Genomic DNA, 13,664 nt, shown 5'->3' with positions numbered 1-13,664 from the left:
CGGTTCTCCTTATAGTGATTAGGCGTCGGGCACAGTCTTGAGATTTTCCAGCCACACGGCGGCTTCGGAATCGCTTGGCGCGCGCCAGTCGCCGCGCGGCGACAGCGATCCGCCCGAGCCGACCTTCGGCGCGTTCGGCACGCAAGTGCGCTTGAACTGGCTGGTCTGGAAGAAGCGTTTCAGGAAGATGCCCAGGTTGTGCTTGATGTCCTTCAGTTCGTACTGGTTGCGCTGGACATGCTCGTCCTCCGGCCACTGCCCCACTTCGCGGTCCTTCCACGCGTGGTAGGACAGGAAGGCCACCTTGGACGGCTGGAAGCCGAAGCGCAGCGTGTAGTACAGATTGAAGTCCTGCAGCTCGTACGGGCCAATCACGTTCTGCGTGATCTGGGCCGGCGCTTCATCGCCAGCTTTGCCAGGCACCAGTTCCGGGCTGATTTCGGTATTCACCACGGCCAGCAGCACGCTCGAATTCACGTCGCCGAACTGCTTGCTCTCGGCGACCCAGCGCACCAGGTGGGCAATCAGGGTCTTGGGCACGGAGGCGTTCACGTTGTAGTGCGACATATGATCGCCCACGCCGTAGGTGCACCAGCCCAGCGCCAGCTCGCTCAAGTCGCCGGTACCGATCACGATGCCATTCAGGTGGTTCGCGAGGCGGAACAGGTGGTTGGTGCGCTCGCCCGCCTGCACGTTCTCGAAGGTGATGTCGTACTGCTCTTTGCCTTCGGCGTATGGGTGTCCCAGATCCTTCAGCATCTGGATGCAGCTTGGGCGGATATCGATCTCGGAAGCGTCGCAGCCGACGAAAGCCATCAACGCCCTCGCCTGCTCCAGCGTGCGGCTGCTGGTCGCAAACCCGGGCATGGTGACGGCGATGATATTTGTGCGCGGCAGGTTCAGACGGTCCATCGCCTTCGCGCATACCAGCAGCGCATGCGCGGAATCAAGTCCACCACTGACGCCGATCACGACCTTCTTGATGCCGCTGGCGGACAGGCGCTGCACCAGCGCCTGCACCTGGATGTTGTAGACCTCATTGCAGCGCTGGTCGCGCAGGGCGCGGTTGGCCGGCACATAAGGGAAGCGTGCGACGTTGCGCTCCAGCGGCAGCACACGATGCGTCGGCAGCTCGATCGGGAAGCGCACGGTGCGGAACTGCTGCACTTCCTCTTTGTGGCGGCGCACGGATTTGCCGAAGGTGGTGGTGCGCATGCGCTCGCGCGACAGGCGCTCCAGGTCCACGTCGGCGAAGATCAGGTGCGACTCATCGCTATAACGCTCGGACTCGCGGAGGATTTCGCCATTCTCCGCAATCAGCGCCTGGCCATCCCAGGCCAGGTCGGTGGTCGATTCTCCGCGTCCTGCCGACGAATACAGGTAAGCGGCTAGGCAGCGCGCGGACTGTTGGCCGACCAGCTGGCGGCGGTAATCCGCCTTTCCGACCACGACGTTCGACGCCGACAAATTCACCAGCACGGTCGCACCAGCCAGCGCGCCAAACGACGATGGCGGAATCGGCACCCACACGTCTTCGCAAATCTCGACGTGGAATTTGAACAGCGGCAGATTCTCGATCTCAAACAACTGGTTCACGCCAAACGGCACCGTCTGGCCGCAGAGTTCAACCTGCGTGGCGATCGCCTCGTCGGCCGCGCTGAACTGGCGCGCCTCGTAAAACTCGCTGTAATTCGGCAGGAAGGACTTCGGCACCACGCCGCGAATCTGTCCGCCGCTGACCACCACTGCGCAGTTGAACAGCAGATGATCCACGCGCAGCGGCACGCCGACGATCATCACGCAGTTGATCTGCTGCGACGCCTCCACCACCTTGTTCAGCGCCTGCAGCACGCCGTCCAGCAGCGCGCGCTGGTGGAACAGGTCGTCGCAGGAATAAGCCGACAAGCCCAGTTCCGGGAAAGCGACCAGCGCGGCGCCTTGGGCGGCGGCATCCCTGGCCAGAGCGATGGTCTCGTCCGCGTTATGCAGCGGATCGGCCACGCGGCAGCGCGGCACGCCAACAGCCACACGGGCGAAGTCATGGTGGTACAGATTATGGAAAGAGTGCGACATACGAACAGTTACCGCTATGAGATGGCGAAGATTGTAACATTGCCTCCGCACCACCGCATTTTGGGGTCAGGCGCCAAATGCGACACGGCCTCATGTAGCGTTTGGCGCCTGACCCAAAAAAGAATATTTCGCTAGAATAGGCCGATGAGCTATCGATTCAGCGTGATTTCCTCCCTGTCGGAAGTCGGCCAGGCGGCGTGGGATGCGCTGGCCGCCGAAGACGGCAACCCTTTTCTGTCCTACGCCTTCCTGCACGCCATGCACGAATCCGGCAGCGCCTGCGCGGATACCGGCTGGCAGCCGCAGTACCTGGCCGTCCACGAAGGCAAGCAGCTGGTGGCAGCCATGCCGCTCTACGTCAAGCACCACTCTTATGGCGAGTATGTGTTCGACTGGGCGTGGGCCGAGGCGTATCACCGCAATGGCATCGAATACTATCCCAAGCTGCTGTCTGCCATTCCGTTCACGCCGGTGACCGGCGGCCGTCTGCTGGCGCGCGACGATGCTGCCCGCGGCGCCCTGCTCGACTATCTGTGCGAGCAGCAGCAAGCGGCCGGCATGTCGTCCACCCATGTCCTTTACCCGCCTGAAGACCAGGCAGAGATGCTGGAGAAGGCCGGTTTCATGCTGCGCAGCGGCGTGCAATTCCATTGGCTGAATCAGGGCTATGCGAACTTCGACGAATTCCTGGCCTCGCTGGAGCATAAGAAACGCAAGAACATCCGCGCCGAACGCCGCAAGGTGCAGGAAGCCGGCGTCACCATGCGCCGTATCCGCGGCAAGGATGCGACCGACGCCGATTGGACCTTCTTCCATCGCTGCTACAGCAATACCTACGCCGAGCACCGCTCCTCGCCCTATCTGAACCTGGACTTCTTCCTGCGCATCGGCGCCAGCATGCCGCAGAACATCCTGCTGGTGGTGGCCGAGCGCGGCGGCCGGCCGATCGCCTCCTCGCTGGTGATTCACACCGAGGACACGCTCTACGGCCGCTACTGGGGCGCCATCGAGCACGTGCCCTGCCTGCACTTCGAAACGTCCTACTATCAGCCGCTGGAATTCTGCATCGAGAACAAGATCGCGACCTTCGAAGGCGGCGCCCAGGGCGAGCACAAAATGGCGCGCGGCTTCCTGCCGCAGAAGACCTGGTCGGCCCACTGGCTGGCCCACCCCGCTTTCGCCGATGCCGTCGAGCGTTTCCTCGCCCGTGAAAGCGGCGGCGTCGATGACTACATCAGTGAGCTGAACGACCGCAATCCCTTCAAGCCCGCAGACGACGCTTGAATTCTCCCGGCCCCACGCCGTGATGGCGCGAGAAGGCGCGGCTGAAGGCTGCTTCGGATTGATAGCCTACCGCTTCTGCCACGCGCGCGGCGGTGGCGCCCTCGTGGCCCAGCAATTGCGCGGCGGTCTGCATGCGCAGTTGCGTCAGCATTTCGGCGGGCGGCATGCCTGCGGCCTTGGCGAATAAGCGGGCAAAAGTAGCGCGCGACATGAAGCACAGCTCGGCCAGCTGCTCCAGCGTCCAAGGCGCTTCGGGCGCGCGCATCATGGCTTCCAGCGCCGCATGCAGACGCCGGTCCGCCAGCACGCCGAACAAACCGGGCGCTGGCTCCTGCTGCTCCATCCAGGCCCGCAGCAGCAAGGCGAACAGCGCGGCGGCCAGCTGGCTCAGTACCGCGGTGGCGCCGGGGCGTTCGGATTCCGCCTCGGATTGCAGCACATCCATCAGCGCCCGCAGATTGCGCTGCTCGGCGGTCCGCACCACCATCACGGGCGGCAGGCTGCGCAGCAGCGGTTCCGCGTCCGGGCCAAAGCGAAACTCGCCGCACAGTACGTCCGCCGGCTCACCTTGCCCGCCATTCTCGACCAGCCGCAAGGGATGATCGCCCAGCCGTACCTCGCCCTGTGTCGCCCCGGACAGCTGTCCGCCATAAATCCGATGCGCCTCGCCGCGCGGGAATACCACGATATCGCCCTCCGCCAGCGGCACATCGTCCCGGCCCGCAACCTGAAGCGAGGCTTGGCCCTTGGTCAGCAAATGGTATGGCGCCGTCCCCGCCGCCATGGCCGGATGTTCCAGCACCCAGGGCGCGCCGAAATGGCAGCGCACGTCCAGCGCCGTCTGCGGCGGGTAGAGGGACAGAATTTTGCTGAGAGCATCCATGAGACGATTGGGCAAGTTATTGAAGATTTAAGTCATTCTAAGTCGCATTGGCGAAGCCTACAATTCCTCCATCGAAACTTACTTCTCAAAGGAGAACAACATGTCCCGCCTCTTCAACCAAGCCATCGAACAAGCCACCGGCGACGCAGCGCAACTGTTTGCAGGCATCAAAAAAGCCGTCGGCAAAGTCCCTAATGCCTACGCCGTCATTGGGAACAACAGCCCGCTGGCCCTGCAAGCCATGCTGACCCTGGAAGCATCCCTCGGCAAAAGCAGCTTGGCCGCCAAAGACCGCGAAATCATCAAACTGGCCGTCAGCCAAACCGCTGGCTGTGACTACTGCCTGGCCGCCCATACGATGATGGGCAAAAAAGCCGGCCTGGGCTCCGACGAAATCCTGGCCGCACGCCATGGCCAGTCCTCCGGCGACGCAAAGGCCGACGCACTCTCGACCTTCGTTCATACCCTGACCACCACCAGCGGCACCCTGTCCGCCGCTGCCGTGGACGCGGTAAAAGCCGTCGGCTACACCGACCAGCAAATCGTGGACATTCTGCTGACCATGTCCAGCATTAACTTCACCAACCTGTTCAACCGCGTGAACGACACAGAAGTGGACTTCCCTGCCGCTCCGTAATCACTTCACCGCCTTGCGGCACTCGGGCACATGGGCATTGAACTGGTCCATGAAGCCCGGATGCCGCGCCAGAAATTGCTTATTGAAAAAGGCGTGCTGCGGCGTGTTCCGCAAGGGCACGATACGGAATGCCTTCGGATCGAGTTTCAGCTCCCGCACCGCCTCTTCCAGCGCCAGATCGGAGCCGAGAATCGCATCGGCCCTACCCGCTGCAAATGCCTGCAGCAGCGCCCTGTCGGTCTGCGGACTCAGCACAACCTTGTAGTTCTCCTGCTCCAGCATCTTCAGCCGGATCGATCCAAAATGCGCCCCCACCGTGGCGCGCTGGCGGAACTCCGCACTCAGCGGGTCGAGCGTGCTGCCTGCGCGCAGATACCAAACCCAGCGCTGCGCCGCGATCGGCGCGCTTTCCGTGGTCCAGCGCGCCCGCTCCGACAGATACGTCCCCGGAAAAAAGCCGTCGATTTCGCCCCGCTCCGCCAGCGCCAGCACGCGCGCCCAGGGCATGGCCTGCATCGTGTAGGGCTGCTCCATCTTGCGCAGCGCACATTCCACAACGCGCACCGCAATGCCGTCGAAGCTGCCATCGGGACGCACAATCGCATACGGCGGCCGTTCCTGAGTTCCGAGGCGAAGCGGCTCAGCCGCATGTAATGGCAGAGTGATCAACAATGCTGTAATAGCTAGCAATTTAGACATTTCCCCAGCTTAGCCTGTTACTGGGCGAAAAAAAAGGCACCCCGGGGTGCCTTTTTTCGAACTGCTGAGCGCAGGATTACGGATTCGACTTCTTATACTGGTCAACGCCGTTCAGGATTTCCTGCTTGGCTTCTTCCGGACCGAACCAGCCATCCACTTTCACCCACTTGCCTGGCTCCAGGTCTTTGTAGTGCTCGAAGAAGTGCTGGATCTGCTGCAGACGCAGGTCTTGCAGGTCTTCCGGCTTCTGCCAGTGCTTGTAGATTGGCAGCACTTTGTCGACCGGCACGGCCAGCACTTTGGCGTCCTGACCGGACTCGTCGGTCATCTTCAGCACGCCGATGGCGCGGCAACGCACCACCACGCCGGGGATCAGCGGGAACGGGGTGATGACCAGCACGTCCACCGGATCGCCGTCGTCGGACAGGGTGTTCGGCACATAGCCGTAGTTGCACGGATAGTGCATGGCGGTGCCCATAAAGCGGTCCACGAAGATGGCGCCGGATTCCTTGTCCACTTCGTACTTGATCGGGTCCGCGTTCATCGGGATCTCGATAATCACGTTGAAATCGTTCGGCACATCGCGGCCGGCCGGTACTTTATTCAGGCTCATTTTTTTCCTCGGGTTAATGCGAATTCAGTCAGTAGAACCTTGCAATTATAGCGCCGCGCGCGCCGCTTGTGCGGCGCAGCACGTCACAGGATGGTCGCAAGCGCGCACTGACGATAGTGATTGGCGGCTTCTTCTGGCTGGGACAGGGCTTCGTGCAACTGGGCCAGTTTGAGGTGGGACTCGCGCACCATGCGCGGTTCGGTGGCGTCGGACAGGGCTTGTTCCAGGTAGCGCTGGGCCTTGCCCCACAGTTTCTGCTTCAGGCACAGCGAGCCCAAAGTGAGCGCCAGTTCAGCGTCGGTCGGACGGTCGCGCAGCCAGGCTTCGCAATGTTCGATCTGGGCCAGCAGCGCGGCGGAACCAACCGGCGCGGCCGCGTCACGGTAGGCGCGCACCACGCGGTCGTCCCAGTTCGCGGCCAGGGCTTCTTCGCACACCAGACGCGCTTCGTCGTGCAGCCCACGCTCGTTCAGGGCGGTGGCTGCGCGGCAGGCCACGTATGGCTTCACGCGGTCGGCAGTCGGAATCGTCGCCCACACGCGCTGGATCGACTCGGCATCGTGCATGCTGCTCGCCAGCAGATCGTCATATGCCAGCTCGCGCAGGCGGGCGGACAGTGCCGGGTGCAGGGCTTTGTGCTTGTCCAGCAGCCGCACCAGACGCAGCACTTCCGGCCAGTTCTTGGCCTGCTGGTGCGCCTTCAGCGACAGCTGCAGCGCATGGATATGGCGCTGGCCATTTTCATGCAGCTCGCGCACGGCCTCCAGTGCCGCCTCGGCCTGGTGGTCATCGACCAGCAGTTCGGTGGACGTCATCAGACGCGCAGTCTTCATGCCATTGTCGTTGGCGATGCGGTTCAGCCATTGATCGCGGCGCGCATTCTGACGCATGCGGTGCGCGGCGCGGGCGCCGATCAGCGCGGCCACACCGGCATTTTCAGGCAGTTCGGCGGCACGCAGCGCGGCCTTCTCGGCCTGGCCGAAACGGCCTTCGAACAGGGCTTTCAGCGCATCGCGCAGACCCTTGTTGCCATCGCGTTCGCGCTTGCGCTGGCGGTACTCGGCCACGCGCTGCGGCATGCTGGTGGTAGCGGCAAAAGCGCGCACCAGGAAGTACAGCAACACGAACAGCAGCACTTCCAGCAGTACGAAGAAGTTCAGCGACAGGTCGACACGGTACGGCGGATAAAACAGAACCACATTGCCCGGATTGAAGCGGGCCGTCACGGCGATGCCGATGGCCGCGGCCATCAGGGCGACTAACCAGAGGAATAAGCGCATGGTTTAAGGCTTCGCTTTGTAATTGCGCACGGCGTTCAGGGAATCCGCCAGCGTCGGCATTTCGATCGACAGATTGCTGCCCTGGACCTGGCGCAGCAGCTGCTGCACGGTCTGGGTCTGCTTGGCGCGGGTGTCGAAATACTTGGCCAGAGCTTCCTGCGCCGCCAGCAGGTCGGCGCGGAAGGCGCCTTCATTGCGGGACAGCAGGGCCATACGCGCGTTCAGCAGGCGCAGCTTCAGGTTCTCGCGCAGGAAGTAGGCATGGGTCGGCGACAGCATCAGCGCATCCGGCGAGTCCACCGTGCGCACGCGGATCAGCTGCGTGACTTCGGACCACATATCGGTGCTCCACTCATGCCAGGCGCTCTGCAGGCGCACGCCCCAGGTGTCTTCCGGCGGCGTGACAACCGTTTCCTTGGCCGTGGCGCCCTTGCCTTTCACGGCAGCGGGCTTGATTTTCTTTTCCGGGACAGCCGGGGTGGCGGGCTTTTCGTCGGCCAGCAGCGGCAGATTGTCGATCTGCGCGATCACGTTATCGAGGCGCACGGCCAGGCCCACGTTGTCCACGCTCGGCAGCGCCTTCAGGCGTTCGATGTCCTTGGCGATGGCGCGGCGGATGGTGATGAATTGCGGCTTGTCGGAACGGGACAGGCTGCGGTCCGCGTTCTGCAGTGCGATCAGCGCACCCGGCACATTACCGGCCAGCTGCAACTGCTGGCTGGCGGTGGACAGCACCTGTTCGATCTCCGCCAGCGCCCATTCGTCGCGATTCTTGGACAGGTCCTGGTACAGCTGTTCCAGCGCCAGTTGCTGGCTCTGGGCTTCCTGCTGGCGGCTTTCCAGCAGGCCTACCTTGATTTGCAGTTCCTTGCTCGACTCCTGCGTTGCGCGCACCAGCTGTCCCGTCTCCGCATTGGACGCGTCGCCCTTCTGCAGGCGGCGCGCCATCTCTTCGCGCAGCAGGGTCACGCGCTTGTGCGAAGACCAGGTCTCGGCAGCCAACAGGATGCCGAGCACGATCACCGCAATGGTCAGCGGACGCTGGATCATTTCGGAGAGTGTCGGTTCCCGTAGCGTCGGCGCAGCGGGCGCCGCCGGTGCGGCTGGAGTGGGTTCCACCGTGGGGCCATTCTGCGGGCCCGACTGATTTGGCAAGGTAGGTAAATCGTTCATGGTCGTGATTGTAACGCGGCGAGCAGGCCTTCGTCGCCAGATGCTGTCTGAGTCACCCTATGACAGCCCAGTGCAGCGGCCGTTTCGGCAATTCGGGCATGGGGGACGATCAGGTGTTGTTGTTGCAACTTTGCAACAGTTGCAGGACCGTCAAGTTGTTCGGCCAACTGGGCCAGGCCGCGCAGGGCTTCGCTGCTGGTGATCAGCCAGTCGTTCTGGCCGTCGAGCAGCCTGGCCAGACGCTCAGCCAGTTGCGCGTCCAGCTGCGGCACGCCGCGGCGGTAAGCCGGCAGCAGCGTGACCTCGGCGCCGGCAGTGCGGAAGCTGTCGGCCATCAGCTCGCGGCCGGATTCGCCGCGCACGATGAGGACTCTGGCTCCTCGCAGCGCTCCAATGTCGAGCACTTGCAACAGGTGTTCGGTATCGCTGTGCGCGGGATCGGCCGGGCTGGCGATCGCTTCGGCCGGAACGCCGTGAGCCAGCAAGGCGACGCGGCTGCCCTCGCCCACCACGGCCGCACGCAGACCCTGCGGCCATTTTGCGATGTAGGCGAAAGCGGCGTCGATCGCGTTGGGCGAAACGAAAGCGATCAGCGCGTACGGTGTGAGGTCAGCCAGGGCGGCGCGCAGCGGAGCCTGGTCGGGCAGCGCAGAGATTTCGAGCAGCGGCAGGATTTCGACCGTCCGTCCCAGCGCGCGGACGCGCGCCGCCAGCGGCTCGGCCTGAGCCAGCGGGCGGGTGATGACGACAGTTGCAGTCATGCGGCGCGAGTCAGCGGACGCGATCGGGAGCGCGGCGCTCAGCCGGCGCCAACGTCCGTGTCGTCCGGCGTGCGCGACCATGTCGCAGCACCGCCGGGTGCAGCGGCCGCACCGGACGCGGTCGTGGCGTTGCCGGTCGAGGCAGCGGCGCCAGTCGTCGCTGCGGCACCGGGTGCGGCGTTCGGCGTCATGTCGGGCGCGGCATCGGCCAGGCTGGCGGCGAGGATGGCGGCGGCGTCCTGCGCGCGCAGCAGCTCGGCGACGTCGTGGCCCAGCTGTTCAGCGTCAACAGCCTCACCGCGCACTTCAGCGCTGGCGACGCGAGCGCCGTCCGGCGTCGCGACCATCGCGCGCAGGTGCATCTGGCCGCCCTCGACGGTCGCGTAGGCAGCCAGCGGCACCTGGCAGCTGCCGCCAAACACCTTGGACACCTTGCGCTCAGCCGCTACCGCCTGCGAAGTCGCGAGGTCGTTCAGCGGCGCCAGAAAGGCGCGCAGGTCCACGCCATCGCTGCGCTCAGCGATCTCGATTGCCATCGCCCCCTGGCCCGCGGCCGGCAGGCTGGCTTCCGGCGCCAGCAGCGCCTTGATGCGCTGCGACAAACCGAGGCGCTTCAGGCCCGCAGCAGCCAGGATGATGGCCGCGTACTCGCCGCGATCCAGCTTGCCCAGACGGGTATCCAGATTACCGCGCAGCGGTTTGATAATCAGCTGCGGATAGCGCGCCGCGATCAGCGACTGGCGGCGCAGCGAGCTGGTACCGACGATGGCGCCTGCAGGCAGCTCGTCCAACGAAGCGTAGTCGTTCGAAACGAAGGCATCGCGCGGATCTTCACGTTCCAGCACGGCGGCCAGCGCGAAACCTTCCGGCAGCTCCATCGGCACATCCTTCAGCGAATGCACAGCGAGATCGGCGCGGCCCTCGGCCATCGCCACCTCCAGCTCCTTCACAAACAGGCCCTTGCCGCCGACCTTGGACAGAGTGCGGTCCAGGATCTGATCGCCCCGCGTTGTCATTCCGAGAATTTCAATGCTGCACTGCGGATATAATAAAGACAAGCGCGCGCGGACATGCTCTGCCTGCCACATGGCCAGGCGGCTTTCGCGCGAAGCGATCACCAATCGGGAAGGGATCTGTTGGGCCAATTCTGAAGTATTCAAAACCTGTTCTTTCGCTGTTGCTAACGCTTAACCGGCGTTCACCAGTAAAGCAGCGCATGATTAAGATCACAAATTTTATCATGTGTCACTATGCAGACCGGGGCCATAAGCCTATTGCACGACCATTCAATATCTTTGTGAAGATCTACTATGGCAAACCATGTAAGTGCAACAGACGAACAAGGCGTGGATAAAGACGCGCCGCTGAAAGAAGATATCCGCCTGCTGGGCCGCCTGCTCGGCGAAGTCCTGCGGGACCAGGAAGGCGAGGAAGTATTCTCCGTCGTAGAAACCATCCGTCAGACAGCCGTGCGCTTCCGCCGTGAGGCCGATGCAGGCGCAGCAAAAGAGCTGGACGGCATGCTGAAAATCCTGACACGCGAACAAACCATTACGGTGGTGCGTGCCTTCTCCTACTTCTCCCACCTGGCGAACATTGCGGAAGACCAGCACCACATCCGCCGCCGCCGCGCCCACCTGCTGGCCGGTTCGGCTCCGCAGCGCGGCAGCATCAGCTACGCACTGTGCAAACTGAAGGAATCCGGCGTCGAGCTGGACACCGTCAACAAGTTCTTCGGCGAGGCCCTGATTTCGCCCGTGCTGACGGCCCACCCGACCGAGGTGCAGCGCAAGTCCATCCTGGACGCGGAGCATGACATCGCCCGCCTGCTGACTTCCCGCGACCTGCCGCAGACGCCGAAAGAGAAAGCCAACACTCTGCACATGCTGAAGGCGCGTATCGCGGCCCTGTGGCAGACCCGCATGCTGCGCTACTCCAAGCTGACCGTTGCGGACGAGATCGAGAACGCCCTGTCCTACTACCGCATCACCTTCCTGCGCGAGCTGCCAGGCCTGTACGACGACATCAGCGCCGAAATCGCCGAGCGCTACGAGCAGCCGGAAGCGTCGATCCCCGCGTCTTACGTGCAGATGGGCAGCTGGATCGGCGGTGACCGCGACGGCAATCCGAACGTCAACGCCGGCACCATGCAGCACGCGCTGGAGCGGCAGGCCACGACCATTCTGGACTTCTACCTGGATGAAGCGCACGCGCTGGGCGCCGAACTGTCGATCTCCAAACTGATGGTGGATTGCTCGCCCGAGCTGCAAGCGCTGGCCGACGCCTCGCCCGACACTTCCGACCACCGCTCGGACGAGCCATACCGCCGCGCCCTGATCGGCATCTACGCCCGTCTGGCCAGCACGGCCCGTGCGCTGGGCGCGACCAACATCCTGCGCAAGGAAGTGGGCCACGCCGAGCCTTATCCGTGCCCGGCCGATTTCGCGGCCGACCTGCAGGTGCTGATCGATTCGCTGAACGCCAACCACGGCAGCGAGATGGCGCGTCCACGTCTGACCACGCTGAAGCGCGCGGCCGACATCTTCGGCTTCCACCTCGCCTCGCTGGACATGCGCCAGTCTTCCGACATCCACGAGCGCGTGCTGGCCGAGCTGTTCGCCAAGGCCGGCGTGCAAGCCGACTATTCGGCACTGGACGAAGAAGCCAAGGAAAAGCTGCTGCTGGCCGAACTGGCCCAACCTCGCCTGCTGTATTCGCCGTACATCGCGTATTCCGACGAGACGACGTCCGAACTGACCATCATGCGCGCGGCTTACGATATCCGCCAGCGCTACGGCCAGCGCGCCATCCGCAACTACATCATCTCGCACACCGAGACGGTGTCCGACCTGCTGGAAGTGCTGTTGCTGCAGCAGGAAACCGGCCTGATGCGCCAACTGGCCGACGGTTCGCGCAAGTCGGACCTGATGGTGATTCCGCTGTTCGAGACCATCCCCGATCTGCAACGCGCAGCCGGCATCATGGAAACCTTCATGGCGCTGCCGCTGGTGAAGGAACTGATCGCGGACAAGGGCCAGATCCAGGAAGTCATGCTGGGCTACTCCGACTCCAACAAGGACGGCGGCTTCATGACCTCGAACTGGGAGCTGTACAAGGCCGAGATCCGCCTGATCGACGTGTTTGCGAAAGCAGGCGTGAAGCTGCGCCTGTTCCACGGCCGCGGCGGCACGGTAGGCCGCGGTGGTGGCCCAAGCTACGAGGCGATCCTGGCGCAGCCGAAAGGCACCGTGAATGGCCAGATCCGCCTGACGGAACAGGGCGAGATCATCGCGTCCAAGTTCTCCAATGCCGAAATCGGCCGCCGCAACCTGGAGCTGCTGGTGTCCGCAACACTGGAAGCGAGCCTGATGCCGGCACCGGCCGACGCCTGCCACGGCGAGCGTCTGCAAGGCTTCGAAACCGCGATGGCCGAGATTTCCGAACTGGCTTACAAGGCTTACCGCAACCTGGTGTACGAAACCCCGGGTTTCACGGACTACTTCTTCCAGGCCACGCCGATTGCGGAAATCGCGGAGCTGAACCTCGGTTCGCGCCCGGCCTCCCGTAAATCGACGCGCCGCATCGAAGACCTGCGGGCGATCCCATGGGGCTTCAGCTGGGGCCAGTGCCGACTGCTGCTGCCGGGCTGGTACGGTTTCGGCAGCGCTATTGGCTCCTGGATCGCGGCAGGCAAGCGCGAGGAGCGCATGGCGCAGCTGCAGGCCATGTATCGCGACTGGCCGTTCTTTGCTACCCTGCTGTCGAATATGGACATGGTGCTGGCCAAGACCGACCTGGCTATCGCCTCGCGTTATGCGGAGCTGGTGCAGGATGCCGAACTGCGCGAACGCATCTTCAAGCGCATCGGCGAGGAGTACCAAGGCACGCTGGCGCGGCTGGAAGAGATCACGGGAGCGAAAGAACGCCTGGCGGGCAACCCGCTGCTGGCGCGTTCGATCACCAATCGATTCCCGTATCTGGACCCGCTGAACCACTTGCAGGTTGAGCTGATCAAGCGACGACGCGCCTTGAGCAGCGATCCGGAAAAGGCTGATCCGCGCGTGCACCGCGGCATTCATCTGTCCATCAACGGTGTCGCGGCAGGTCTGCGCAACACCGGTTAAAAACCCGGCGGCTCAATGAGCCGCCCTACGCAACGCCGGCATCCGCCCCCCCCCCCCCCCGGGCGCGCAATGCCGGCGGCTGAACGAATCGCTGCCGCGTAGGGCGGATCATTTGATCCGCCGTCATTTGGAGCGTT

Annotated in this window: 11 protein-coding genes; 3 read left to right on the top strand and 8 right to left on the bottom strand. The window is 63.7% G+C overall.

From position 1 onward, the window contains the following. Window positions 1-18 precede the first annotated feature (18 nt). Entirely contained in the window at window positions 19-2,073 is a 2,055-nt protein-coding gene (locus AB4Z19_RS21750) for an NAD(+) synthase (RefSeq protein ID WP_442035964.1), read from the bottom strand. A gap of 144 nt (window positions 2,074-2,217) precedes the next feature. On the opposite strand from AB4Z19_RS21750, the gene AB4Z19_RS21745 reads away from it, so the two are divergent. Beyond that, a complete protein-coding gene (locus tag AB4Z19_RS21745; RefSeq protein WP_442030004.1) occupies window positions 2,218-3,357 on the top strand; it encodes a GNAT family N-acetyltransferase in 1,140 nt (379 codons plus the stop codon). On the opposite strand, the gene AB4Z19_RS21740 is transcribed toward AB4Z19_RS21745, so the two are convergent. Then, window positions 3,335-4,240: a cupin domain-containing protein gene (locus tag AB4Z19_RS21740; RefSeq protein ID WP_442035963.1), complete on the bottom strand. Its 906-nt coding sequence runs from the start codon at window positions 4,238-4,240 to the stop codon at window positions 3,335-3,337. The genes AB4Z19_RS21745 and AB4Z19_RS21740 overlap by 23 nt on opposite strands. 100 nt (window positions 4,241-4,340) lie before the next feature. Here AB4Z19_RS21740 and AB4Z19_RS21735 point away from each other — a divergent pair, with 100 nt between their 5' ends. Beyond that, window positions 4,341-4,877, top strand: a complete 537-nt coding sequence (locus tag AB4Z19_RS21735) for a carboxymuconolactone decarboxylase family protein (protein ID WP_442029080.1) — start codon at window positions 4,341-4,343, stop codon at window positions 4,875-4,877. On the opposite strand, the gene AB4Z19_RS21730 is transcribed toward AB4Z19_RS21735, so the two are convergent. The 6 genes from AB4Z19_RS21730 to hemC all read right to left on the bottom strand — a co-directional run bounded on the left by AB4Z19_RS21730 (window position 4,878) and on the right by hemC (window position 10,548). Then, on the bottom strand, window positions 4,878-5,546 hold the full coding sequence (locus AB4Z19_RS21730) for a substrate-binding periplasmic protein (RefSeq protein ID WP_442029081.1): 669 nt from the start codon (window positions 5,544-5,546) through the stop codon (window positions 4,878-4,880). A gap of 106 nt (window positions 5,547-5,652) precedes the next feature. Next, window positions 5,653-6,189, bottom strand: coding sequence for an inorganic diphosphatase (ppa, locus tag AB4Z19_RS21725; RefSeq protein WP_442035962.1), 537 nt, complete (start codon window positions 6,187-6,189; stop codon window positions 5,653-5,655). An 83-nt stretch (window positions 6,190-6,272) separates the two neighbouring features. Next, complete coding sequence (locus AB4Z19_RS21720; RefSeq protein ID WP_442035961.1) at window positions 6,273-7,469, bottom strand: heme biosynthesis protein HemY; 1,197 nt, start codon at window positions 7,467-7,469, stop codon at window positions 6,273-6,275. A 3-nt stretch (window positions 7,470-7,472) separates the two neighbouring features. Further along, entirely contained in the window at window positions 7,473-8,642 is a 1,170-nt protein-coding gene (locus AB4Z19_RS21715; RefSeq protein ID WP_442029084.1) for a uroporphyrinogen-III C-methyltransferase, read from the bottom strand. After that, window positions 8,639-9,403, bottom strand: a complete 765-nt coding sequence (locus AB4Z19_RS21710) for a uroporphyrinogen-III synthase (protein WP_442035960.1) — start codon at window positions 9,401-9,403, stop codon at window positions 8,639-8,641. Before AB4Z19_RS21710 ends, AB4Z19_RS21715 begins: the two co-directional genes overlap by 4 nt. 38 nt (window positions 9,404-9,441) lie before the next feature. Then, window positions 9,442-10,548, bottom strand: a complete 1,107-nt coding sequence (hemC, locus tag AB4Z19_RS21705) for a hydroxymethylbilane synthase (protein WP_442029773.1) — start codon at window positions 10,546-10,548, stop codon at window positions 9,442-9,444. A gap of 165 nt (window positions 10,549-10,713) precedes the next feature. Between hemC and ppc the strand changes: the two genes are divergently transcribed. Continuing rightward, window positions 10,714-13,527: a phosphoenolpyruvate carboxylase gene (gene ppc, locus AB4Z19_RS21700; RefSeq protein ID WP_442035959.1), complete on the top strand. Its 2,814-nt coding sequence runs from the start codon at window positions 10,714-10,716 to the stop codon at window positions 13,525-13,527. Window positions 13,528-13,664: the final 137 nt, after the last annotated feature.

Origin of the sequence: Pseudoduganella sp. RAF19, from assembly GCF_052114165.1 — a bacterium.
Taxonomy (GTDB): domain Bacteria; phylum Pseudomonadota; class Gammaproteobacteria; order Burkholderiales; family Burkholderiaceae_D; genus Rugamonas.
The sequence above is the reverse complement of the archived record's forward strand: the minus strand, read 5'-3'. Positions and strand labels throughout refer to the sequence as shown.